At 56.1% G+C, this 22,971-nt stretch carries 25 protein-coding genes; 23 read left to right on the plus strand and 2 right to left on the minus strand.

The window, feature by feature from the left end; translation table 11 throughout:
- Positions 1-149: 149 nt before the first annotated feature.
- From rplM to AT687_RS02430, 6 genes are all read left to right on the plus strand, one after another.
- Positions 150-593, plus strand: coding sequence for a 50S ribosomal protein L13 (gene rplM / locus AT687_RS02405; RefSeq protein ID WP_014318702.1), 444 nt, complete (start codon positions 150-152; stop codon positions 591-593).
- On the plus strand, positions 590-1,123 hold the full coding sequence (rpsI, locus tag AT687_RS02410; protein WP_010934383.1) for a 30S ribosomal protein S9: 534 nt from the start codon (positions 590-592) through the stop codon (positions 1,121-1,123). The genes rplM and rpsI overlap by 4 nt, the downstream gene beginning before the upstream one ends.
- A gap of 168 nt (positions 1,124-1,291) precedes the next feature.
- Positions 1,292-2,635, plus strand: coding sequence for a phosphoglucosamine mutase (gene glmM / locus AT687_RS02415; RefSeq protein ID WP_021334883.1), 1,344 nt, complete (start codon positions 1,292-1,294; stop codon positions 2,633-2,635).
- Positions 2,636-2,739: 104 nt separating this feature from the next.
- Positions 2,740-3,039 carry a hypothetical protein gene (locus tag AT687_RS12580; RefSeq protein ID WP_014302962.1) on the plus strand — a complete coding sequence of 100 codons (300 nt, stop codon included), beginning with the start codon at positions 2,740-2,742 and terminating at the stop codon, positions 3,037-3,039.
- Entirely contained in the window at positions 3,036-4,355 is a 1,320-nt protein-coding gene (locus AT687_RS02425) for a hypothetical protein (protein WP_014318704.1), read from the plus strand. Before AT687_RS12580 ends, AT687_RS02425 begins: the two co-directional genes overlap by 4 nt.
- Positions 4,355-4,609, plus strand: coding sequence for a hypothetical protein (locus tag AT687_RS02430; protein WP_014302964.1), 255 nt, complete (start codon positions 4,355-4,357; stop codon positions 4,607-4,609). The genes AT687_RS02425 and AT687_RS02430 overlap by 1 nt, the downstream gene beginning before the upstream one ends.
- Positions 4,610-4,627: 18 nt before the next feature.
- Here the strand turns inward: AT687_RS02430 and AT687_RS02435 are convergent, their stop codons facing one another.
- Positions 4,628-5,482 carry a dienelactone hydrolase family protein gene (locus tag AT687_RS02435; protein WP_004566880.1) on the minus strand — a complete coding sequence of 285 codons (855 nt, stop codon included), beginning with the start codon at positions 5,480-5,482 and terminating at the stop codon, positions 4,628-4,630.
- A 170-nt stretch (positions 5,483-5,652) separates the two neighbouring features.
- On the opposite strand from AT687_RS02435, the gene alr reads away from it, so the two are divergent.
- From alr to AT687_RS02490, 11 genes are all read left to right on the plus strand, one after another.
- Complete coding sequence (gene alr, locus AT687_RS02440) at positions 5,653-6,801, plus strand: alanine racemase (protein ID WP_014318705.1); 1,149 nt, start codon at positions 5,653-5,655, stop codon at positions 6,799-6,801.
- A gap of 6 nt (positions 6,802-6,807) precedes the next feature.
- Complete coding sequence (gene tsaE / locus AT687_RS02445) at positions 6,808-7,302, plus strand: tRNA (adenosine(37)-N6)-threonylcarbamoyltransferase complex ATPase subunit type 1 TsaE (protein ID WP_014306528.1); 495 nt, start codon at positions 6,808-6,810, stop codon at positions 7,300-7,302.
- A gap of 264 nt (positions 7,303-7,566) precedes the next feature.
- Positions 7,567-9,174, plus strand: a complete 1,608-nt coding sequence (locus AT687_RS02450) for an aspartate:alanine exchanger family transporter (RefSeq protein ID WP_041740612.1) — start codon at positions 7,567-7,569, stop codon at positions 9,172-9,174.
- 146 nt (positions 9,175-9,320) lie between these two features.
- On the plus strand, positions 9,321-9,794 hold the full coding sequence (locus AT687_RS02455; RefSeq protein ID WP_004566884.1) for an ACT domain-containing protein: 474 nt from the start codon (positions 9,321-9,323) through the stop codon (positions 9,792-9,794).
- 67 nt (positions 9,795-9,861) lie between these two features.
- Positions 9,862-10,530: a tRNA (adenosine(37)-N6)-threonylcarbamoyltransferase complex dimerization subunit type 1 TsaB gene (gene tsaB, locus AT687_RS02460; protein ID WP_014318707.1), complete on the plus strand. Its 669-nt coding sequence runs from the start codon at positions 9,862-9,864 to the stop codon at positions 10,528-10,530.
- A complete protein-coding gene (gene rimI / locus AT687_RS02465) occupies positions 10,531-11,022 on the plus strand; it encodes a ribosomal protein S18-alanine N-acetyltransferase (RefSeq protein ID WP_021334886.1) in 492 nt (163 codons plus the stop codon).
- Positions 11,023-12,075, plus strand: a complete 1,053-nt coding sequence (gene tsaD, locus AT687_RS02470) for a tRNA (adenosine(37)-N6)-threonylcarbamoyltransferase complex transferase subunit TsaD (protein WP_004566888.1) — start codon at positions 11,023-11,025, stop codon at positions 12,073-12,075.
- A 141-nt stretch (positions 12,076-12,216) separates the two neighbouring features.
- On the plus strand, positions 12,217-12,513 hold the full coding sequence (groES, locus tag AT687_RS02475) for a co-chaperone GroES (protein WP_004566891.1): 297 nt from the start codon (positions 12,217-12,219) through the stop codon (positions 12,511-12,513).
- A 12-nt stretch (positions 12,514-12,525) separates the two neighbouring features.
- Positions 12,526-14,145: a chaperonin GroEL gene (groL, locus tag AT687_RS02480; RefSeq protein ID WP_014318709.1), complete on the plus strand. Its 1,620-nt coding sequence runs from the start codon at positions 12,526-12,528 to the stop codon at positions 14,143-14,145.
- Between the two features lie 209 nt (positions 14,146-14,354).
- Positions 14,355-14,909, plus strand: a complete 555-nt coding sequence (locus tag AT687_RS02485) for a sigma-70 family RNA polymerase sigma factor (RefSeq protein ID WP_014306532.1) — start codon at positions 14,355-14,357, stop codon at positions 14,907-14,909.
- The gene (locus AT687_RS02490; protein ID WP_014318710.1) at positions 14,906-15,808 is read left to right on the plus strand and encodes a hypothetical protein; all 903 of its coding nucleotides are present in this window, start codon (positions 14,906-14,908) and stop codon (positions 15,806-15,808) included. Before AT687_RS02485 ends, AT687_RS02490 begins: the two co-directional genes overlap by 4 nt.
- A gap of 69 nt (positions 15,809-15,877) precedes the next feature.
- On the opposite strand, the gene AT687_RS02495 is transcribed toward AT687_RS02490, so the two are convergent.
- Positions 15,878-16,264, minus strand: a complete 387-nt coding sequence (locus AT687_RS02495) for a DUF5319 domain-containing protein (protein ID WP_004566901.1) — start codon at positions 16,262-16,264, stop codon at positions 15,878-15,880.
- Positions 16,265-16,420: 156 nt separating this feature from the next.
- Between AT687_RS02495 and guaB the strand changes: the two genes are divergently transcribed.
- The 6 genes from guaB (at position 16,421) to AT687_RS02525 (ending at position 22,960) form a co-directional block, all read left to right on the plus strand.
- The gene (guaB, locus tag AT687_RS02500; RefSeq protein WP_014318711.1) at positions 16,421-17,941 is read left to right on the plus strand and encodes an IMP dehydrogenase; all 1,521 of its coding nucleotides are present in this window, start codon (positions 16,421-16,423) and stop codon (positions 17,939-17,941) included.
- Positions 17,942-17,968: 27 nt separating this feature from the next.
- The gene (locus tag AT687_RS02505) at positions 17,969-19,114 is read left to right on the plus strand and encodes a GuaB3 family IMP dehydrogenase-related protein (RefSeq protein WP_014318712.1); all 1,146 of its coding nucleotides are present in this window, start codon (positions 17,969-17,971) and stop codon (positions 19,112-19,114) included.
- Positions 19,115-19,244: 130 nt separating this feature from the next.
- On the plus strand, positions 19,245-20,141 hold the full coding sequence (locus tag AT687_RS02510; protein WP_014318713.1) for an ABC transporter substrate-binding protein: 897 nt from the start codon (positions 19,245-19,247) through the stop codon (positions 20,139-20,141).
- A 30-nt stretch (positions 20,142-20,171) separates the two neighbouring features.
- The gene (locus tag AT687_RS02515; protein WP_042381592.1) at positions 20,172-21,161 is read left to right on the plus strand and encodes a FecCD family ABC transporter permease; all 990 of its coding nucleotides are present in this window, start codon (positions 20,172-20,174) and stop codon (positions 21,159-21,161) included.
- A complete protein-coding gene (locus AT687_RS02520) occupies positions 21,161-22,144 on the plus strand; it encodes a FecCD family ABC transporter permease (protein ID WP_014302976.1) in 984 nt (327 codons plus the stop codon). Before AT687_RS02515 ends, AT687_RS02520 begins: the two co-directional genes overlap by 1 nt.
- 3 nt (positions 22,145-22,147) lie before the next feature.
- Positions 22,148-22,960 carry an ABC transporter ATP-binding protein gene (locus AT687_RS02525; protein WP_014318714.1) on the plus strand — a complete coding sequence of 271 codons (813 nt, stop codon included), beginning with the start codon at positions 22,148-22,150 and terminating at the stop codon, positions 22,958-22,960.
- Positions 22,961-22,971: the final 11 nt, after the last annotated feature.

Raw genomic sequence — 22,971 nt, forward strand, 5'->3', positions numbered from 1 at the left:
GTAGTGCCGTAAAGTTGGCGGTCTGTGTGCTTGAAGGCTTTCTTTGGAAAGCAGTCAGACATGATCGGGTCACCACCGGCCGCCGTTCATGCTTCTTCTTCGGGTATCGCCTGGCTGGCAGTTCTAGACAGACTTAAAAGGAGTCATCAGTGTCTACTTACCACCCAAAGAGCGGTGACATCACCCGCAAGTGGTACGTCATCGACGCCACTGACGTGGTTCTGGGTCGTCTTGCTACCCACGCAGCTGACTTGTTGCGCGGCAAGGGCAAGCCTCAGTTTGCACCGAACGTTGACTGCGGCGATCACGTTATCGTGATCAATGCTGACAAGGTTCACGTTTCCTCCAACAAGCGCGAGCGTGAGATGCGCTACCGTCACTCTGGCTACCCAGGTGGTCTGAAGACCATGACCTTGGGTCGTTCCCTAGAGGTTCACCCAGAGCGCGTGGTTGAGGAGTCGATTCGTGGCATGATGCCACACAACCGTCTTTCCCGCGCTTCTGTGAAGAAGCTGCGCGTGTTCGCAGGTTCTGAGCACCCATACGCTGCTCAGAAGCCAGAGACCTACGAGTTCAAGCAGGTGGCCCAGTGAGTGATCAGAACGTAACCGAGAACTTCGAAGCAGACGCAGCTGACATCGCTGCTGCAGCTGCAGCTACCGAAGAGTTCACCAACACCATTGGTGATGTCGTTGCACCTGAGGCTGAGGTTGAGACCGCAGCTCCAGTTCTGCACGAAGGCCCAATCCAGACCGTTGGTCGCCGTAAGCGCGCTATCGTGCGTGTTCGCATGGTTGAAGGCTCCGGCCAGTTCACCTGCAACGGCCGCACCCTTGAGGAGTACTTCCCTAACAAGCTGCACCAGCAGCTCATCAAGGCTCCTCTCGCCCTGATCGACCGCGATGGTCAGTTCGATATCCAGGCAACGCTGACCGGTGGTGGCCCAACCGGCCAGGCCGGCGCATTCCGCCTCGCTATCGCTCGTGCACTCAACGTGTACAACCCAGCAGATCGCGCAGCCCTGAAGAAGGCTGGCTTCCTGACCCGAGACGCTCGTGCAGTCGAGCGCAAGAAGGCAGGTCTGCACAAGGCACGTCGTGCACCTCAGTACTCCAAGCGTTAATCTATCGCTTTATGTACAGGCAAGCCGCTTCACCACAATGCTGGTGGGGCGGCTTTCGCCATGTAAGAACGTGCAGGAGGTGTTCTAAGGCAGCGCTGGGAAGCGTCGATAAGCATGCCTGCGCGGGGAGTATAAGGTTTAGAGCTTCGGACATGCATAATGGAGGGCATGACTCGACTTTTTGGTACTGATGGTGTTCGTGGTTTGGCCAACCGGAAATTGACGGCGTTGCTCGCTCTGAAATTAGGCGCGTCAGCAGCGGAAGTGTTGACCAAAGACAACAGGAGCACGAGTCGTCGTCCGGTGGCAGTAGTGGGCCGTGACCCCCGCGTATCCGGCGAAATGCTGGCCGCCGCACTGTCTGCAGGCATGGCCAGCCGTGGCGTGGACGTTTTGCGTGTTGGCGTGCTGCCCACGCCTGCAGTGGCTTATCTGACGGACTTCTACGGTGCTGATATGGGTGTGGTGATTTCTGCGAGCCACAACCCTATGCCAGATAACGGAATCAAGTTCTTTTCTAAAGGCGGGCACAAGCTACCCGATTCGGTCGAGGACGAGATCGAAAAGGTTATGGAAACCATCCCAGATGGCGGTCCGACCGGACACGGTATTGGTCGTGTGATTGAAGAGGCTGTCGATGCCCAAGAAACGTACCTCAAGCATCTCAAAGGTGCGGTACCGCGCAGCCTCGAGGGCATTACAGTAGTGGTGGACTGCGCTAATGGTGCAGCTAGTGAGGTTGCCCCACTAGCTTATGCTGCCGCGGGCGCCAAGGTTATTCCAATCCACAATCACCCCAATGCGTACAACATCAACGATTCTTGCGGCTCAACGCATATCGACCAAGTACAAGCCGCCGTGCTCGAGCATGGTGCTGATCTGGGACTTGCTCATGATGGCGACGCGGATCGCTGCCTGGCGGTAGATGCTGAAGGCAACGTGGTTGATGGCGACCAAATCATGGCGATCTTGGCCCTTGCTATGAAAGAAAACGGTGAGCTGCACAAGTCCACGCTGGTAGCTACTGTGATGAGCAACCTTGGTCTACGGTTGGCTATGAAAGAATCCGGCATTGAATTGCGCACTACAAAAGTGGGTGACCGCTATGTTCTTGAAGAACTCAACGCTGGTGGCTTTAGCCTCGGTGGCGAGCAATCTGGCCACATTGTGCTGCCAGACCACGGTACGACCGGTGACGGCACATTGACAGGGCTGTCTCTTATGTCGCGTATGGCAGAAACTGGTTTGTCGTTGAAGGTATTGGCCTCTGCGATGACTGTGCTGCCACAAGTGCTGATCAACGTTCCAGTTTCAGATAAGACCATTATCCAAACGCACCCTGATGTTGTTGCGGCGATGGAACGCGCTAGTGACGAGCTGGGCGAGGGCGGTCGCGTACTGCTGCGCCCATCCGGTACAGAAGAACTGTTCCGTGTGATGGTTGAGGCCCCAAGTAAGGAGACGGCTCGTCGGATAGCCGCAGATCTGGCTTCGGTGGTGGCCAAGATTTAATACCTCCCCCTAATAGGGGAGTAGGGAACCGTAGGCCTCCTTGATTACGTCCAAACATTGTGAAGGCACAACGTGATGTGACCGTATAACAAGGGGGTTTTCTCATGCACGGAATAACCATTGATTCTGGTCGTGCGCTAGACATGCTGGCGTCGATGATTGAAGAAGCAGAGCAGCAATACCAAGCGCATATCCGCGAAACACCGCACTATGAGCCAACATCAGCGGGGGAGGGGTTTGTTGCCTACGGGGAGTCGATCAATTCGCTGTTTCAGTTGCTCCACCAGCGCAATGCTCAGCGTCTAGAGCTGATCAAGCTGGGACTAGAGGATGCTCGCCAGCGGGTTCATGATCTCGCCAATACTGATACCGAGTTTGCGGCGCGACTAGGGGCTGTGGAATGACACCCGATGTTACAGGATATGGGCGGGCAGTATCGGACCTTCACGCTGCCTCAGCCGGATTGTATTCTGGGCCCGCAATCACCCAAGAAGCTTTAGCAAAGGCGGCAGGAACAACGAAGGGGCTGCGTACGGATGCCCTGCGCAACACCGCACAGGCCATGGTGGGTGGTAGCAGTACGGCGTTTGTGACCGACAAGTTTTGGGGCTCGCTCATCAAGATTTTGGCCCAAATTGCCACGTCATTTATCGCTAGTGGTTTGTTGTCACTGGCGGAGCGCTGGCTTGGTGGTAGCGACGATGCCGATAACATTCAGGTGCAATCCCATCAAGCATCCGATGCGATCGATTGCGTGGACCAAGAAGCTACTACCAACATCGCCACGGTGATTAGTCAGTTGACCGCGATGATCGGGCAGCTAGTAGCAACCTTGGCGGGTATTGACAAAAAGGAAAACCCAGAGGCCTTTGCCGAATGCGTCAGCGCCGGTGCACGAGCCATTGATTCCGCAGGTAAAACGATTAAACAAACATGCGAAAACCGAGACAAGGCCATCGAACAGTGCTTTTCGACGCTCACTCACCGCACCGAGGAAAAATGCAGCGTCCAAGACCCACCACCGCCACCAGCCTGTACCGGTGGCGCTTCTGGCGGGGCACCTGTGCCAGCACCCGCAACCCAGCCTGCCGGCGTAGTAGCACCACCAGCGCCACCTGCAGCCGGAGGCCGTAGCAGCGGCGGCGGTGGGGCAACTGACATCCTTGGTGCAGTAGGTTCACTTATCAGTGGTCTATGCAAAGACAGCACCACCACAGCGGCCACAACAGAAGCCGCTACCCAGACTACGACTGAAACCGTCGAGAAAACCTGCGAGAAGGCTAATGAGAAAAACACACGTGTGGCCACCACCACGAGCGTGACTGAAACCTGCCTTGAGAAGGAAGAATCAGAAGTAGTGGTGGCCGATTGTAAGCCAGAGACAAAGTCGTGTGAACAGACATGTATAGCATCAGGTGTTATCGGTGCAGTAGGGCTAGGTATCGCAGTTCTTGGGATAGGGGCGCTTATTCACTGCATAACAGAATCTATGGGCGCATTCGAGTGCGTGCCACCACCGCCAACCCCCGATGTACCTCCACCACCTGCTCCTGCGCCGCCACCGGTAATTGACAATGTTCCGGAGCCACCGCCACCACCTAAACAGATTCCAGGGATGGTTCCAGCCGCTGCACCGGTTCCACCGCCACCAGCGCCTGAGCCACCTGCTCCTGCACCGCTGTCATCGCACATTAACGTGAAGAAAGCGGGGTCATGGTAATGGCCTATTCCAGTGACAAAGCGCAGCAACAGATCAACTCCTATGCGGAATTCGTGGAGTCTTTTAGACAAACAACGGCAAAGCGGATGGCTGAGTTTGAACAAGAGCTTGCCGATGCGCAGAAGAAAGCACACGAAGCCGCAAAGAAGAAACGCGAACTCCCCGCACGGGCATCCGTTGCGGCAGAGATAGGGGCGTCGATACGCCCGCGGAGCACGCGTGGAAAAGTACGGGGAGTCCTACGGAAAGTCTGACCTAAAGCGACGTAGCGGTTAGCTCTTGAACAGCGTGAGCTTGGAATCACCAGTCAAACTTGCGCGTTCTTGCAGCTCTTCGCCCCAATAAGAGTGCACCTTCTTACCGGTAGCGTCGGCCTCGGAAAAACCGGAGTATTTCTTCTGGTCGGCAAGCTGGTGCAAAAGGAAACCAGTAACTACGCCGCGAATACGCTCACGGGCTGCAGTATTTGTGCCACCCAAGCCGGTGACACGCTTGAACAAAGTGTTTTCTGTGAGTGTTTGGTGTGACGCACGGTCGATCTCACGGTATGCAACAGGGCCCTTCCATTCGAGCGCCAACTTTGCTGCGTTACCGAAATCAAACATCGCGTTTTCTTCCGTTCCTAACACCAAGCCTGCAGCTTCTACGTTACGGGCAGCAACATCAGCAGAAGGCGAGACTTGCGATGGATAAATAGCCGCAACAGCCGCGATCTGGGGGCGATCCGCTGCAGCCAGCACCGCAGCACCAGCGCCCATGCCGTGGCCCACAATGCCTAAACGACCGGGAGCGACAGAGATATTGCCAGCGCCAAGTTTTACCCCTGTGAGCACCTGCAATGAGGTCTCGATATCAGCGGCAAAGCCACGGTGATTTGGCGAAATGCCCTTTTCCGTGTTCGGTGCTGCCACAACGATTCCCCACGATGCTAAGTGGCGAAGCGTTGCGTGATAACGAGAAATATCCTGCATCCAGTCGTGAGCGAACACGACAGCCGGAAGACCGTTGCCCTCTGCAGGGGTATAAATTTTTCCCGGTAAACCCACGTAGTCAAGATCGCCGACGAGCACGCGGTGCGGACCGCGCTTGGAAAGATTGGACAAATGTTTAGTCAGATTTTCAGCCACGATAGTCAAGGATAGTGGAAACCACGGGGCTAAGTGGCCGAAGAATAAGGCTTGGAGCTGTGATAGTTAGCGAATTCTTGCCAGGTGGCCGGTGCAGTTGTGAGGAAAACCGGAAAGAAAAGGGGGAGCCGCTGCAGCATGAAAAGATAGCAGTGGCATGATAGGACGTTATGAACCTGCTCGAAACTCGCATCTCGTGCGACGCCATTGCTGCGAACACGCGACGTTTAAAAGACATGGTTGCTCCCGCTCAGCTCATGTGTGTAGTAAAAGCTGACGGCTACAATCACGGTGCCCCAGAAGTTGCTACTGTGATGGCGCGTAACGGTGCCGACCAATTTGGTGTGGCAACGCTTGCGGAAGCACATCAGCTACGAGACGCGGGTATCACTCTCCCCATCCTGTGCTGGATCTGGTCACCCGAGCAGGACTTTTCCGCCGCCATTGACCGTGACATCGACTTAGCCGCCGTCAGCATGGATCACGTTCGTGCACTGATCGCAGAGGCTGTGCGTCGTCCCGCAGGTACCCGAGTGCGGGTGACCGTGAAAATTGACACGGAACTTCACCGATCTGGAATTGACGAAGCAAACTGGACAGAAGCCTTTGAGCTTCTTCATGCTTGCCCCCAAGTCAACGTCACGGGCGTATTTAGTCACTTGGCATGCGCAGACGACTTGGAATCGGACTACACCGACCACCAAGCAGAAGTATTCCGTAGGGCGATTGCTGCAGGTAGACGCGTAGGACTTGACCTTTCTGTTAATCATCTAGCGGCATCACCAGCAACACTAACCCGCCCCGACTTGCACTTTGACATGGTCCGGCCTGGGCTTGCCCTCTATGGTCACGAGCCGATAGCAGGGCTCGACCATGGGCTGCGCGAAGCCATGACATGGATTGGTTCAGTAACAGTGGTCAAACCCATCGCGGCAGGCCAAGGAACCAGCTACAACATGACATGGCATGCGCCCGCAGATGGCTACCTCTGCGTGGTGCCGGTGGGCTATGCGGACGGATTACCGCGCAACGTACAAGGACATTTAGAAGTAACGATCGCCGGCACGCGCTACCCACAAGTAGGGCGCGTTTGTATGGACCAGATTGTGGTATTCCTTGGCGATAATTCCCGCGGCGTTGCCCCTGGTGATAAGGCAATTATTTTTGGCCCACGTGAAACCCAAGCGATGACCGCCACGGAGCTGGCCTGCGCTACGGGAACCATCAACTATGAAATCTTGTGCCGCCCGACCGGACGAAGCCATAGAACCTATAGTGATCTTGACGCCGTTGCGCCCACGCACCCTACTGAAAGCTGATACCCCATGGATACCACCTTTGCTCGTAGCGGAAACATACGACTCGAAACCGCCGCAGAAACCCAAGCCTTCGCCGAAGAACTTGGCAGCCACCTCGAAGCAGGAGACGTGATTATTCTCGACGGCCCCCTCGGCGCAGGTAAAACCACCTTCACCCAAGGGTTAGCCCGCGGACTCAACGTCAAAGGCCGCGTTACCTCGCCAACCTTCGTGATCGCTCGCGAACACAAGTCACTAAGCGGTGGACCATCGCTTGTACACGTCGACGCATACCGCCTTATCGACGACGCCGCCGGTGCCACCGATCCCATCGGTGCACTCGATTCTCTAGACCTAGAAACTGAGCTAGAAGATGCCGTTGTAGTCGCCGAATGGGGTGGGGGACTAGTCGAACAGATTACTGATAGCTACCTGCTCATCACCTTTGATCGGACCACAGCGCATATCGACGACCCCGATTCGGAGGCCAGAATTGTGACGTGGAAAGTTATCGAACCCTAAAAGAGATCTACGTCGGTAACATCCTATCGACGTGAAATCATCCAGCCGGCAGTTTCCGGCAGTTTACTGAAAACATATCAACATTCATGCCGTGAACTGCCGATATCACCTGCGACAGGGGCGTCGAAACGCCTCGGCGGGCCAGCCGAAAGAATTGATTTTCCTGCAGTTTCTAAGCACAATCATGTGCAGATACGTGTCCCTCAACGCAACAGGGGCCGGACGTTTCCTCATCGTTCGTCTCACAGGAGAACTCCAATTCATATCCTCGAATTTCTCGCAGCTCAGCCCCTGCTGACGCTCGCGCTCATTCTGGCCGTCGGCCTGCTTATCGGCAAGATCCGATTCTTCGGAATCTCACTCGGTGCCGCCGCTGTCCTCTTCGTAGCCCTCGCGCTATCCACCGTGGACCCAGCCCTCCAACTGCCACCACTGGTCTATCAGCTTGGCCTCGCTATGTTCGTGTACGCCATCGGTCTGTCTGCCGGCTCTGAATTCTTCGCCGAATTCCGCCACCGCGGTTGGAAACTCACCCTGTTCATGATCGGCCTGCTCATGCTCATGATGGCCGTCGCATACGGCATCATCAAGCTATTTGGCCTCGACGAAATCATCGGTGCCGGCATGTTCGCCGGTGCACTCTCATCAACCCCCGGCATGGCCGCCATGGTCGAAATGCTGGAAGGAATCGACGAGTCTGTCGCATCAGAACCAGTCGTGGGGTACTCGCTGGCATACCCAGGTGCTGTGATCGGATCGATTCTTGTTGCAGCCATTGGTGCGAAGTTGATGAAGATCAACCATGCCGCCGACGCTGCCGAAGAAGGCTTGGTGTCGGATCCGCTGGAGTGGACAGGTGTGCGCATCGGCCCAGGAATCAACGGTACGATCGCCCAGCTGCCAACTCTTGCCGGTGAGGAAATCATCGCTACTCGCGTGGTGCACTCCAAGACTTTCCACTCTCTTGCTGCGCCGAATGATCGTCTGCACGAGGGCATGGTGTTGGTGATTCATGGCACCCCTGATGCGCTTGAGCGTGCTATCGCCAAGGTAGGTAAGCAGCAGGATGTACCGATTGAAGATACCGATTTGGTGTACTCACGGTTCACGGTGTCGTCGAAAGCTGTTGTCGGCCGCAAGATTTCGGACCTCGACACGGTTCGTTCCGGCTTCATTATTTCCCGCTTGCGTCGTGGCGACGCCGATGTTGTGCCCGAGCCTGACGACGTGCTGCACTACTCTGACCGTGTGCGCGTGATCGCCCCCGCTAACCGCATGAGCGAAGTGCGTCGCTTCCTCGGCGACTCTGAACGCTCGCTTGCCGACGTCGACCTCATGCCATTCGCATTCGGCCTTGTCATCGGTCTAGCTATTGGTGTTATCCCGATCCCGCTGCCAGGCGGAAACACCTTGTCTTTGGGCTTCGGTGGTGGTCCCATCGTCGCAGGCCTGATCCTCGGCGCGCTCAACCGCACCGGCCCGATCCACTGGCAGATGCCTTATCACGCAAGCCGCACGATCAGCACCTTCGGTCTGGCCATCTTCCTCGCCGGCGTGGGAACGTCCGCTGGCGTGGGCTTCCGCCAAGCGCTCACGGACCCTGCCTCGCTCACCGTCATCGCCGGCGGCTTCATCGTGACGATCACCTCTGCACTCGTGTGTGCTTTGGTCTGCATGCCGCTATTCAAACTGAAATGGGATGAAGCAATGGGCGTGGCAGCAGGATGTACCACCAACCCCGCCATCATCTCCTACCTCAACGGACAAACCGGCACTGAGCTGGCCACACGTGGGTACGCCACCGTGTATCCCACGGCCATGATCGGCAAAATTATTGCCAGCCAGATGCTACTGTTGGCACTGATCGCTTAATCGAAATAAGCGCTCGTTTGTACCCAAGATCCCAGCTTGCCTCGCACCAACCATCGCGGGGAAGCTGGGATTTTCGGTTCGTGCGTAGTACTGTGCTTAAAGCTCACTGAATCTCCAGAGGAATTCATACAAACGGAGGAAAACCCATGAACAAAACAGCCAAAGGCCTGCTCGCCGCACTATTGATCGTCTTTACCGCTGCTGTGGGCGCAATGATTGCCTCCGCGCACGCAGCGGTGGGAACAACAAACACCGAAGGCAAACTCGAAACCGTGCTCTCCCGCATGAGCAACAACGGCCTGCGCATTACCGCATTATCGCTTGCCGACGTCTACGGCTCCGACTGGGTCGCCGCAGCCATGATCTGCCCAGGCGAAGATGAAAAATCCATCAAGGACAACTACGGAGTTGATCCAGCACAACTTCACCTCAAAGGCACCAAAGTGCCTGACGACGTCAACTACATCGTGATGGCCAACAAAGAAGGCGGTTTCACCTTCGAACAATTCGACCGTGCGGAAGTAGACGTATGCTCCACCCCTGTGCAAGGCGGCTTTGATACCCGCCAGCTCGTGCCGTTTATCAAGCAGGAAAACGGTGGCTGGGCCATCGCCTCATAAAACTTTCTGCACCAAATCGGCACCGCGCAACAAGCACGCCTAGCGCAAGCGACTACGCTTACTAGGCGTGCTTGTTCTTGCTATAGATACCTCCACCCCAGACCTTATTGTCGGTTTAGTACGGAAAGAATCGACGATTCTTTCCGTACTAGCCCAAAGAATTTATGAAGATTCCCGCCAACACAATGAGTTGCTTACACCGACTGTTGTGGAACTGTTGGCGGAATCGGGACACGAGTTCTTGGATATCGAAGCCATTGTTGTTGGCTGCGGTCCGGGGCCGTTTACTGGTCTGCGTGTGGGAATGGTGACCGCTGCTGCGATGGGTCATGCGCTTGACGTTCCGGTGTATGGCGTGTCCACGCATGATGCGATTGCTACGCAGTTGACGGGTTCGGTGCTGGTGGCCACGGATGCGCGTCGCAAAGAAGTGTATTGGACTGCTTACCGCGATGGGGAGCGTGTGGCCGGCCCAGATGTGATTTCTCCGAAGGAATTGTCGATTCTTTCCGGAACATCGGTGATTTCGGTGCCGAAGAAGCTGGAGGCGTCGTTGCCGGAGGCGGCTGTGAGGATTAAGACGGTGGATTTGCGGCCGTTGCCGGAGTGTTTGGTTGCGGTGGCGGATTTTGGTGTGGAGCCTGGTCCGTTGGAGCCGTTGTATTTGAGGCGTCCGGATGCGAAGGAGCCTGCGGCGAAGCCTAAGTCGCCTGCGATTCCGGATGTGGAGTTGTAAGTGGCTGTGGAGTTGCGGTTGTTGCGTCGTGAGGATGCGGCGCGGTGTGCGGAGCTGGAGCAGTTGTTATTTTCAGAGGAGAATCCGTGGTCTGAGGCGGATTTTGTTGCGGAGATGGCGCAGCCTCATACGTTTTATGTGGGTGTGGACGTTGATGGTGAGGTTGTGGCGTATGGCGGGCTTGCGATGTTGGGTCCTGCGGATGATCCGGAGTTTGAGGTTCATACGGTTGGTGCGGATCCGCGGTGGCAGCGTCGTGGGTTCGGCCGGTTGGTGATGGATAATTTTGTCCATGTTGCAGATACTGCTGGTGGCCCGATTTTTTTGGAGGTTCGTACGACGAATGTGCCGGCGATTGCGTTGTATGAGTCGTTGGGGTTTGAGCACCAGGGTGTGCGGAAGAATTATTATCAGCCGTCGGGTGCGGATGCTTTTGTGATGGTTCGTCCTGCTGGTTGTGGGGTTGAGTTGAGTGAAGGTGAGGATGCGTAAATGATTGTTCTTGGTATTGAGTCGTCGTGTGATGAGACGGGTGTGGGGATTATTGATTTGGCCGATGATGGCACGATGACGATTGTGGGGGATGCGGTGGCGTCGTCGATGGAGCAGCATGCGCGTTTTGGTGGTGTGGTTCCGGAGATTGCGTCGCGTGCTCATTTGGAGTCGATGATTCCGGTGATGAAGGAGGCATTGGCACAGGCGGGGGTGGAGCGTCCGGATGCGGTGGCTGCGACGGTGGGCCCTGGGTTGGCTGGTGCGTTGTTGGTGGGGGCGTCGGCTGCTAAGGCGTATGCGGCTGCGTGGGGTGTTCCGTTTTATGGTGTGAATCATTTGGGTGGCCATGTGGCGGTGGCGAATTTGGAGGGGGAGGAGTTGCCGCATTCGATTGCGTTGTTGGTGTCGGGTGGGCATACGCAGATTCTTGAGGTTCAGGCGGTGGGCAAGCCGATGCGGGAGTTGGGTTCGACGCTTGACGACGCCGCCGGCGAGGCTTATGACAAGGTGGCACGGCTGCTTGGGTTGGGCTACCCAGGCGGGCCGGTTGTGGATAAGCTTGCTGCTCGCGGTAATCGTAAGGCGATTCGTTTCCCGCGTGGCCTTTCGCGTGCCGACGATCTGCGTGGTGAGCATCGCTATGATTTCTCGTTTTCGGGTGTGAAAACGTCGGTGGCTCGCTACGTGGAGTCGGCGGAGCGCGAGGGCCGTGTGATTTCTGTGGAGGATGTGTGTGCGTCGTTCCAGGAGGCTGTGGTGGATGTGTTGACGTCGAAGGCCATCATGGCGTGTAAAGATACGGGTGCTTCGGTGCTGTTGCTTGGTGGCGGTGTGGCGGCGAATTCGCGATTGCGGGAGTTGGCGGCGGCGCGATGCCAAAGTGCGAGCATTGAGTTGCGGGTGCCGAGCTTTAAGTTATGCACGGATAATGGCGTGATGATTGCTGCGGTGGCGTCTCAGTTGATTCATGAGGGTGCGCAGCCTTCGGGCTTGTCGGTGGGAACGGATACTTCTTTGGAAGTGGAAATCCCGTTGGTGCATTCGCTGTAGGCGTACGGTGTTGAGAGCTGGCACTCTCAGGGGTAGAGTGCCAGTAGGTTGTAACTCACACAGTTGTTCACCCGCGACGACGGCTGTGCTGGATTTCCCACAACCGGCACAAAGAGAAACTTCATGTAACGGAGGTATATCGTGGCTAACGTCAATATCAAGCCTTTGGAGGACCGCGTCCTCGTTCAGATCAGCGAAGCTGAGACCACCACCGCTTCTGGTTTGGTGATTCCAGATTCTGCTAAGGAGAAGCCACAGGAAGGCGTCGTCGTCGCTGCAGGCCCAGGCCGCTTCGATGGTGATGACCGCGTTCCTATGGACATCAAGGAGGGCGACACCGTTGTGTTCTCCAAGTACGGCGGAACCGAGTTGAAGTACAACGGCGAAGAGTACTTGCTGCTCAACGCTCGCGACGTTCTCGCCATCATCGAGAAGTAAGGCAGCCCCCGTATGGCAAAGCTGATTGCATTTAATCAAGAAGCACGCGAAGGCATCCTCAAGGGTGTCGACGCACTGGCCAACGCAGTCAAGGTGACCTTGGGGCCTCGTGGCCGCAACGTTGTGTTGCAAAAAGCCTTTGGTAGCCCAACCGTGACTAACGACGGTGTGACCATTGCGCGCGAGATCGATCTCAGCGATCCTTTTGAAAACCTTGGCGCACAGCTGGTGAAGTCCGTTGCAGTCAAGACCAACGACATCGCTGGCGACGGCACCACCACCGCAACCCTGCTCGCTCAGGCTGTTGTGACCGAGGGTCTGCGCAACGTTGCTGCAGGTGCTAACCCTATCGAGCTCAACCGCGGTATCGCTGCTGGTTCCGAGTTCGTAGTAGGAAAGCTGCGCGAGCGTGCAACCGATGTTTCTTCGGCTGCAGACATCGCTAACGTTGCTACCGTTTCTTCGCGTGACCCAGAGGTCGGCGACATGGTGGCAGCAGCGATGGAAAAAGTGGGCAAAGACGGTGTGGTCACTGTGGAGGAGTCGCAATCCATCGAGTCATACCTCGATGTCACCGAGGGTGTGTCCTTCGATAAAGGCTTCCTGTCCCCATACTTCATCACCGACACTGACACCCAGCACGCAGTGCTCGAACAGCCAGCTATCCTGCTGGTCCGCAACAAGATTTCCTCTCTGCCAGACTTCCTTCCAGTGTTGGAAAAGGCTCTTGAGGCAAGCAAGCCAATCTTGATCATTGCGGAAGATGTCGAAGGTGAGCCACTGCAGACACTCGTCGTCAACTCGATCCGTAAGACCCTGCGTGCGGTTGCTGTGAAGGCTCCGTACTTTGGTGAGCGTCGTAAAGCGTTCATGGACGACCTCGCTGTGGTAACCGGTGCTACCGTCATCGACCCAGAGGTCGGCGTAAACCTCAACGAAGCAGGCGCTGAGGTATTTGGTACCGCTCGCCGCGTGACCGTCACCAAGGATGAGACGATCATCGTCGATGGTGCTGGTACCGCCGAGGCTGTAGAAAACCGTCGTGCACAAATCCGCCGTGAGATCGAAAACACCGATTCCGCATGGGATCGCGAAAAAGCTGAGGAGCGCCTAGCTAAGCTCTCCGGCGGTGTTGCCGTGATCAAGGTGGGCGCTGCAACGGAGACTGAGGTTTCCGAGCGTAAGCTGCGCGTCGAAGACGCCATCAACGCTGCTCGTGCCGCCGCACAAGAAGGCGTTATCGCTGGTGGCGGTTCTGCGCTGGTGCAGATCTCCAAGGAGCTGCGCGAGTACGCCCAGGAATTTGAGGGTGATGCAAAGATCGGCGTCATCGCATTGGCTAACGCTTTGGCAAAGCCTACGTACTGGATCGCAGACAACGCAGGTCTCGACGGCGCTGTCGTCGTGTCAAAGGTATCCGAGCTTCCTAACGGTGAAGGCTTTAACGCTGCCACCTTGGAGTACAGCAACCTGATCGAGCAGGGCATTATTGATCCTGTGAAGGTCACTCACTCGGCAGTGGTGAACGCCACCTCCGTGGCACGCATGGTTCTTACCACCGAAGCATCGGTAGTAGAAAAGCCAGCTGCACCAGCTCCTGAGGCTGGTCACCACCACCATCACCACCACTAAAAACGGTGGAGTAGCAGGGGGTATGCACTCACATGCCGGTGCGTGAGAAACGCTTAAACAGCGTCTTCTCCCACCGGCATGTGGTGTTTTAAGGAAAACTAACACTTATCCAGTAGATTTTTAAAATGATTATGTGCTCGATAGGCTTCGACCAAGGGTGCACATAAGTTTCTCCAAAAAGAAAGGCGCGAAGACCAGTGAACGAAGAGGTGAGGGAGCTAGAACGACTAGTTCCTGCTGCTGCAGCGGGCGATAAGACCGCCCTTCAGCGCATCATCTCTATCGTGTATCCGCAGGTGCTTCGCTATGCGCGCACTCGCCTGAGTGGTGGACGGCATCCCACCCCAGAAGATGTAGCTCAAGAAATTTGTCTTGCCGTAGCTACTTCTATTGCCAAATTTGTGGATCAGGGAAAGCCCTTCATGGCGTTCGTGTATGGCATTGCCTCCAACAAAGTGGCTGACGCACACCGCCTGTATTCTCGTGATCTTTCTAACCCCACAGACGAGGTGCCGGAAACAGAGATCGATAACGACACTCCGGAGTCATTTGCCCTGCTAGCGGCGGGAAGTAACAGAGTGCAGCAACTTCTCGATCTACTAGGTGACAAGCCACGCGAAATCCTCACCCTGAGGGTCTTTGTGGGGTTATCGGCTGAGGAAACAGCCGAGATTGTAGGAAGTACGCCGGGCGCGGTGCGTGTCGCGCAACACCGTGCGCTGGCAACGTTGCGTAAGGCAATAGAGCAGGAGACTGGGGAATGACCAAACACCGTTGGGATGGCGCCGATGGGCACGCCTCTCAGCCGATTGATGAGCTGTGGAACGATGACGCGTTTCTTACTCAGCTTTCTCGGGGGATCGATCCTTCGCATGGCGAAGACCACCTAGCCCAGCTTTTTCTTGCCGAGCGCGAGCGTATCAATTCTGAGATTCCTGCAGCTCCAACGCTTGCTTCCCTAGGGATTGCAACGGGAGTAACAAGCATCTCGAACAAGTACGATGATGCCCCCACGAATACATTCCCAGTCGTGGACGATAACGTTGTAGCAGATGAGCCGGAAGAAGCAACTGTTATTGCGTTGCCGCGCCGACGCTGGGGTAATTCCTTTGCTCATGGCCTTGTTGGTGCGGCAGCTGCAACCTTGCTGATTGCTGGTAGTGGATCGTTGATTTACAACGCTGACGAAGGGTCGTCGCTGTATCCGATAAGCCAGAAAATGTTTGGTAACTCTGCTACTTCTAAGGCCACAGTTGTAGAACTTGCTTCCAAGTTAGAGCAAGCTCAACAGCTTACAGATCGTGGCGACGGCCACGGTGCTCGGTTAGCTTTAGACCAGGCGCATGATCTTTTGCAAAAGTTAGCAGAGCCGGAGCAGTCTCAAGCTGCAAAGAAGCTCAATGATGCGGAAGCGTCTTTAGCGCCGTCAACACAAGCACCAGTGGCTCCGGAACCATCGGCACCACCGTCGCCAACGGTGACTCAAACGGTTACCAGTACGGTGACCACTACCGTGGCGCCGTCATCGGAAACGCCGTCAACAGGGGCGTCGAAGAGTTCAACTGAGCCAACGCCATCGCCTACGACCGAGGCGCCTGTGTCCCCAGCACCTCGGGCACCACTGTTCGGTGGCGACCTCGATTCGTTAGAGCCACTGCAGTAGATAGCAAAAGAGCTGGCAGGAAGATTATTTCTTTCCTGCCAGCTCTTTTGCTATGCGGGGGCGCAGTCTTTAGAAAAAGCGCATGCGCGGGGCTTCTAAACCATCGAGGTATCCCAAGCAGTAATCCCAAGGAACATAAGCATGTGGGTTGGGATTCACACTAGGCTCATGTACGGGGGCGAGCTCACCGGCGAGGGTGGCTCGCATATTGGCAGCCATGATGTCCCAGTCGTAGTAATGATCCTCGCCGCAGTCCTCGCAGAGGAAAAAGATTCCATTAATTCCACGGGGCTCTAAGGCCTCTTTAAAGCGCTTGACCAGCTCAAGGTCTTCTCTGATGTGTTGACGTTCAGCCTCGGTAAGGGGAGGGGCTTGTTCGTCGTCTTCGATAAACGACGCCGGATCATTGGGATCGTCGGCGAAAGGATCGCGGGGCATTTGCCAATCAAAGTTCACGTGTCCCACCCTATTGCCCCGCTAGTGTGTGGGGCAACCGTCGCCTAAGTGGTTATAACTTATTCTCCAATTATGTGTATAGGGGCTAATCTAGGAACATCGTGTACACGCGATAACCTAAGGCAGCCCAAAACGTATTTTCTCAGGAGTAAATGCATGACGCAGCAGCGCGTTTCCACTGGTGGCGACGACCCCAACAAGGTAGCCCTCGTGGGATTGACTTTCGATGACGTACTTCTACTTCCGGACGCTTCTGAGGTAATCCCAAGCGAGGTGTCCACCTGCACTCAGCTGACCCGAAATATCTCCTTGAACATCCCAGTTGTTTCCGCAGCTATGGACACCGTGACTGAATCCCGCATGGCTATCGCTATGGCGCGCGAAGGTGGCATGGGTATCTTGCACCGTAACCTCTCCATTGAGGAGCAGGCTGCTCACGTTGAGACGGTCAAGCGCTCTGAGTCTGGAATGGTCACTGACCCAGTAACCTGTAGCCCAGACATGAGCATCGCCGAAGTAGATGCGCTGTGCGCACGCTTTCGCATTTCTGGTATTCCGGTTGTGGATTCTGAAGGAAAACTTCTCGGTATTTGTACCAACCGCGACATGCGCTTTGAGCAGAACTTCGACCGCAAGGTTTCTGAAGTTATGACTCCTATGCCCTTGGTCGTCGCTGAGGAAGGCGTGACCAAGGAACAAGCACTCAGCCTTCTGAGTACCAACAAGGTTGAGAAGCTGCCTATCGTCGATAAGCAAGGCAAACTCGTCGGTCTGATCACGGTGAAAGACTTCGTCAAGACCGAGCAGTACCCGAACGCCTCCAAGGACGCTACTGGCCGCCTCCTGGTTGGCGCAGGCATTGGTGTCGGCGAAGAATCGTGGACTCGTGCCGGATCGCTTGTCGACGCCGGTGTGGACGTCCTCGTCGTCGATTCCGCGCACGCACACTCCAAGGGCGTGCTGGACATGGTTTCGCGCGTCAAGAAAGAATGGGGCGATCGTATCGACGTAATCGGTGGTAACCTCGCAACCCGTTCTGCAGCCAAGGCCATGATCGAAGCCGGCGCTGACGCCATCAAGGTTGGCATTGGACCAGGCTCCATCTGCACCACCCGCGTCGTAGCAGGCGTTGGTGCACCACAGATCACCGCCATCATGGAGGCCTCCGTTCCCGCACACGCAGCAGGTGTACCGATCATCGCTGACGGTGGTATGCAGTTCTCCGGCGATATCGCCAAGGCCCTCGCCGCCGGTGCATCCACCGTCATGCTCGGCTCCATGCTGGCTGGTACCGCAGAGGCCCCAGGCGACATCGTGGTTGTCGGTGGCAAGCAGTACAAGCGCTACCGTGGCATGGGATCCATGGGTGCTATGCAAGGCCGCGGCCTATCTGGTGAGAAGCGTTCCTATTCCAAGGATCGCTATTTCCAAGCAGACGTAAGGAGCGAAGACAAGCTGGTTCCGGAAGGAATCGAAGGCCGCGTACCATTCCGTGGCTCCATCGATGCCATCACCCATCAACTCGTCGGCGGCCTGCGCGCTGCCATGGGATACACCGGTTCGGCTACGATTAATGACTTGTGGAACGCACGCTTCGTTCAAATCACCTCTGCTGGTTTGAAGGAATCACATCCTCACCACATTCAGCAGACCGTCGAAGCACCTAACTACCACTAAACCGGAAAATCTGAAAGGTCTTCTTTCATGCGTGATTACGTCGAAATCGGAATGGGTCGCGAGGCCCGCCGTACCTACCACCTCGACAGCGTTGCTATCGTGCCATCACGACGCACCCGCTCGTCCAAGGACGTAGACACCACCTGGCACATCGATGCCTACACCTTCGACATCCCGTTCATGTCACACCCCACCGATGCTCTGGCAACACCAGACTTCGTGATCGAGATGGACAGGCAGGGTGGACTCGGCGTGATCAACGCGGAAGGCCTCTGGGGTCGCCACGCTGACCTCGACGCAGCAATCCAAGAAGTCATCACCGCCTACGGCGACGACGAACTCGACCTCGGATCATGCAACCGTGCCACCAAAAAGCTCCAAGAACTCCATGCTGCTGCACTCGACACCGACCTTCTCGTCGAGCGCATCGCACAAGTTCGCTCATCGGGCGCAACCGTTGCAGTACGTGTATCGCCACAGCATTGCCACGAACTTGCTCCCATCCTGATCAAAGCAGGTGCTGAGCTCCTCATCGTGCAGGGCACCATCATCTCCGCTGAGCACGTGGAAACAAACGGTGAACCACTCAACCTCAAGGAATTCATCGGCTCCATTGATGTTCCAGTCATCGCCGGTGGTGTTAACGACTACACCACGGCACTGCATCTCATGCGCGCCGGTGCCGTAGGCATCATTGCCGGCGGTGGGCAAAATACTAACGATTGTGCGCTAGGAATCGACGATTCTCTCGCAACAATCATCGCCGACGTTGCTGCCGCGCGCCGGGATTACTTGGATGAAACCGGTGGACGCTACGTGCACGTGATCGCAGACGGTCAAATCTTCACCTCCGGTGACGCTGTCAAGGCGATTGCATGTGGTGCCGACGCTGTGATCTTGGGTGAGCCACTAGCTCGTGCTGCCGAAGCTGGCGGCAAGGGACTGTACTGGCCATCTGCCGCGGCACACCCTCGATTCCCTCGTGGCGTGGTCGGCACCGCTGGTGTCATGCCGAAAACTGAGCAAGTGAGCTTGGAAGTGTTGCTGCACGGCCCATCTACGAATGTGTTCGGCGAAGAGAATTTCGTCGGCGGCCTCAAACGTGCGATGGCTAAGTGCGGCTACACGGACTTGAAGAGCTTCCAAAAAGTGGATCTGACAGTTCAGTTCTAACTGCCGTTAACGGTTTGCTACAACGCGCACACTGCCAACATGAGGCGGGGTGCGCGTTTTGTTTCGATTAGATATCGATGGGGCTAACCCCATTCCCCTGATAGTTAGGGTTGTGTTACCTTGGGAAGCTATGCATGTAAATCCATTAATCTCTGTTGCGCGTTCTAAAGCCTCGGCTTTGTTCGCAGCACTCGCGCTGGTTCTCGTCGTCACGCTAACCCTTGCTGGATGTTCCTCTGACAAGTCAGGGGAGACGACCGCAGAGGCGAAAAAAGACCCATCGAGTATCCGCGTCGTGGCCTTGGACTGGCGCTATGAGGAAATCCTTCATGCATTGGGTATCACCCCAGTAGGCATTGTGGAGATCGGCAAGTCCAAGGAGCCTCAGACACTAAAAGGCAAGCTCGAGGGTGTGACGTCGGTAGGCCAAGCAAAGCAGCCAAACTTGGAAGTCATCCAGTCGCTAGAACCTGACCTAATTCTGGCAAGCCCTACTCGCCAAGCAGCGATCATGGATCAGCTCAAAGAGATCGCTCCCACCCACGCCTACGGTGATACCTCCTACACCGAAGTTCTAGACGCCATGGATGACATTGCCACCAAGGTAGGTGCGGAAGACAAAGCTAAGGAAGTTCGTACCCGTATCGAGTCCAAGGTTGCCCAAGCGAAAAACAAAGTAGAGCCAGGTACCCGCACTGCGCTGATTGGTTGGTCCAAGAACACCCTCTACACTTGGGTGAAAGATTCCTTTGCCGGATCTTTGCTCACCGCTGCTGGTTATGACTACGGCTACGACGGCGAGAAGTCTGCCATTGAATCGAAGACCGACGTTGCAGAGCTCACCGGCGACAAACTGCCAGAGATGAAGCTTGACGTGATGTACCTCTACAACGACATCGAGGGATTCCGTTCTAGCCCTTATGCAGATGTTGTGTCTAACATCGTCGACGTTGAGCAAGATACGTGGTCACGTTCGCGTGGCCCGCTGGCTGCAGAAGTCATGCTCGATCAGATCATCAACTCTTAAAAACACTGACTATTTGTTAACTGTAGGTTTATGAAATCCCGTGCTGTATTGGCGAGCCTGTTTGCCTGCGGGATAGTTGTTGTGGCTATCGTATGGTGGCGCATATCTGGGGTATCGGCACCAGCCGATGCCCCTCAGCTATTCCCAGAATTGCTCAGTCTTGCCCGCGATCGTCTTCTCGCCGCCCTTATCGTTGGAGCATGCCTAGGTGTTGGCGGCGTCCTGCTGCGTACCGCCACCTCTAATCCATTAGCGGATCCCCACATCACTGGAGTCAACGCCGGAGCCGCGTTTGGTGCAGTAGCTTCGAGCTTTATCACCGGTTCTGCTACCGGTGCCTATCTATTGCCTGGGGCGCTCATCGGTGGGGCCTTGGCCGCAGGTTTTACCATCTCGTTGAGCGTGCGTGGTGCCGGACCTGAACTCAGTGGCGCCCATGCAGTGCAAAAAATGGTGCTGCTGGGTATTGCTGTCTCGGCAGTATTTAGTGCCTTGACCGCCATCTTTTTGGTTCTCGATGAAGCACAATTGACTACCATTTTGGCGTGGCTTAATGGTCGCCTCGCCGGTGTGCGTATGGGCGATCTGTGGCCAGCGTTGTGTGCTTTCGTGATGCTGTTTCCGGTACTTGTTGCTGGGGGAAGAGCTTTCGATTCTCTTGGGACAGGAGACGCCGTCAGTCGCGCGATTGGTGCGCATCCGGCGCGGGTACGGACCTTGGCGATCGTTGCCTCAGTGGTGCTAACCGCGACATGTGTAGCTGCTGCTGGCCCTATTGGTTTTTTGGGTTTGCTGGCTGCGGTAGTGGCACAACGTATCGCGGGGCGAGCGCATCGACGTAGCCTCGTGGTCGCTGCAGCCGTTGGCGCCACCACACTGCTAGTCGCCGATACTGTCGGGCAAACATTGTGGGCTCCTGCGGAAACGCCCGTGGGAATCTTGACAGGTATTGCAGGCGTGCCGCTATTGCTGTGGGGGATTCGTTCGCTGGGGTCGGGAACGAAGAGGCAGGGTAAGTAATGGCGCAGAAAAAGACATTTGTTATCGCTCTTGTTGTGAGTACTGCTTGCTTGGTGTTGGCATGCTTGTTGGGCATGGCTATTGGGGCGGTGCAAAAATCTTTGCCCGAGGTTGTTGCTGGGCTCATCAGTGGCGAAAGCTTGTATTGGCGCTACCGCATGCCGCGCATCGTGGTGGGAGTACTAGCGGGTGTTGGTATGGCGGTATCAGGCAGTTTGCTGCAGACGTCGTTACGCAACCCGCTTGCGGCCCCCGATACGCTGGGGATCACGGCCGGTGGTGGGCTCGCTGCCGTAGTGGCGTTGCTTGGCTTCGGGCAGCTGTCGCCGCTTGCGCTCACCCCGATCGCCTTTGCGGGATCGCTGCTCGGTGCCGTGGTGGTTTTGCTGGCAGCAGGGAAGTCGATCTTCGATCCGGCACGGTTGGCGCTGACAGGTGTTGCCGTGTCTGTTGGGCTTGCCGCCGTCACCCAACTGTTGCTGGTACGCGTTGCCCCTGAAGCGGGTGCGGCGATGACGTGGCTTAAAGGCTCGCTTTATGCCAGAACGATGGCCGATGCGATGACAGTTGCACCCGTAGTTATCATCGGATGCGTTGTAGCTTTAATCGGTGCAAAGCACTTTAATGCATTAGCGCTTGACGACGCGATGATGACGAGCATTGGTGTGCGTAGTCGGGCCTTGCGGTTAGTGGCACTGGGCGTAGCCATCGCATGTGGCTCTGCTGCCGTGGCTGCGGCAGGCGTGCTCGGATTCGTCGGATTGATTATTCCGCATGCCGCGAAGTTACTGGTAGGGCAGGCCTTATCGCGCCAAATTCCTGTGGCTGCGGTGGCGGGTGCTGCGCTAGTGGTTGCTACCGATGCGGTTGGCCGATGGGCATTCGCGCCAACAGAAATCCCAGTAGGCGCGCTCATCGCGATCGTTGGTGCGCCGTACTTTATTTACTTAGTTCATCGCGTGACAAGTGTGAAGAGGAAATAAAACATGGACCGTAATTCCACAGCAACAATGCCGCAACAGTCCTTGGGCTGTACGTCGATGTCTGCAGGGTACGGGGCAGAATTGATTGTTCGAGATGTTTCGCTCGACGTTCCAGCGGGCAAGATTACCGCGTTGATCGGGCCAAACGGTAGCGGAAAGTCGACCCTGCTGAAGGTGCTTGGCAGGCAGCTGCGTGCAGAAAGCGGCCAGGTGACGTTGGATGGCCGAGTTATTGCGGATTTTGGTGCGCGGGAGTTCGCACGGAATCTTGCATTCCTTCCGCAACAGCCGGTGGTCCCAGACGGCATGACGGTGCGTGAGCTTATTTCTTTTGGACGCTATCCATATTCGGGCGCGTTTGCGTCGTTAAGTGCGGCAGATCATGCTGCCATTGAGCGGGCTGCTGCGGCGACGAGTATCACTGAGTTTTTGGACGTCGATGCCATGGCATTGTCCGGTGGGCAGAAACAACGCATGTGGATCGCGGTCACGCTGGCGCAAGAAACCGGAATTTTGCTTCTCGACGAACCCACGACCTTCCTTGATCCTGCGCATCAATTGGCGATTCTTGATCTGGTTCATGAGCTGAATCAGCAAGGCCGCACGATTGTGATGGTGTTGCATGATATGGCGCATGCGGCAAAGTATTCCGACCATGTGGTGGTGATGAAAAATGGGGAAGTTTTGCAGCAAGGGCCAACGCAGTCAACGTTGGATTCTGGGCTGATTGAGCAGGCTTTTGGTATTTCTACCATGATGGTGACCGATCCAGAGACGAATCGCCAACTTCCGATTGCCTATGGCATCAAACGATAGTTTAGGGTAGC

The sequence above is a fragment of the Corynebacterium diphtheriae genome, from assembly GCF_001457455.1.
Taxonomy (GTDB): Bacteria; Actinomycetota; Actinomycetes; order Mycobacteriales; family Mycobacteriaceae; genus Corynebacterium; species Corynebacterium diphtheriae.

What these genes read in the sequence shown, in the direction of transcription:
- groL (WP_014318709.1), top strand. Translation starts at nt 12,526, where the DNA reads ATGGCAAAGCTGATTGCATTTAATCAAGAAGCACGCGAAGGCATCCTC.
- AT687_RS02525 (WP_014318714.1), top strand. Translation starts at nt 22,148, where the DNA reads ATGGACCGTAATTCCACAGCAACAATGCCGCAACAGTCCTTGGGCTGT.
- tsaE (WP_014306528.1), top strand. Translation starts at nt 6,808, where the DNA reads ATGGATACCACCTTTGCTCGTAGCGGAAACATACGACTCGAAACCGCC.
- AT687_RS02490 (WP_014318710.1), top strand. Translation starts at nt 14,906, where the DNA reads ATGACCAAACACCGTTGGGATGGCGCCGATGGGCACGCCTCTCAGCCG.
- tsaD (WP_004566888.1), top strand. Translation starts at nt 11,023, where the DNA reads ATGATTGTTCTTGGTATTGAGTCGTCGTGTGATGAGACGGGTGTGGGG.
- glmM (WP_021334883.1), top strand. Translation starts at nt 1,292, where the DNA reads ATGACTCGACTTTTTGGTACTGATGGTGTTCGTGGTTTGGCCAACCGG.
- alr (WP_014318705.1), top strand. Translation starts at nt 5,653, where the DNA reads ATGAACCTGCTCGAAACTCGCATCTCGTGCGACGCCATTGCTGCGAAC.
- AT687_RS02430 (WP_014302964.1), top strand. Translation starts at nt 4,355, where the DNA reads ATGGCCTATTCCAGTGACAAAGCGCAGCAACAGATCAACTCCTATGCG.
- AT687_RS02515 (WP_042381592.1), top strand. Translation starts at nt 20,172, where the DNA reads ATGAAATCCCGTGCTGTATTGGCGAGCCTGTTTGCCTGCGGGATAGTT.
- AT687_RS02510 (WP_014318713.1), top strand. Translation starts at nt 19,245, where the DNA reads ATGCATGTAAATCCATTAATCTCTGTTGCGCGTTCTAAAGCCTCGGCT.
- AT687_RS02425 (WP_014318704.1), top strand. Translation starts at nt 3,036, where the DNA reads ATGACACCCGATGTTACAGGATATGGGCGGGCAGTATCGGACCTTCAC.
- guaB (WP_014318711.1), top strand. Translation starts at nt 16,421, where the DNA reads ATGACGCAGCAGCGCGTTTCCACTGGTGGCGACGACCCCAACAAGGTA.
- AT687_RS02455 (WP_004566884.1), top strand. Translation starts at nt 9,321, where the DNA reads ATGAACAAAACAGCCAAAGGCCTGCTCGCCGCACTATTGATCGTCTTT.
- AT687_RS02505 (WP_014318712.1), top strand. Translation starts at nt 17,969, where the DNA reads ATGCGTGATTACGTCGAAATCGGAATGGGTCGCGAGGCCCGCCGTACC.
- AT687_RS12580 (WP_014302962.1), top strand. Translation starts at nt 2,740, where the DNA reads ATGCACGGAATAACCATTGATTCTGGTCGTGCGCTAGACATGCTGGCG.
- AT687_RS02520 (WP_014302976.1), top strand. Translation starts at nt 21,161, where the DNA reads ATGGCGCAGAAAAAGACATTTGTTATCGCTCTTGTTGTGAGTACTGCT.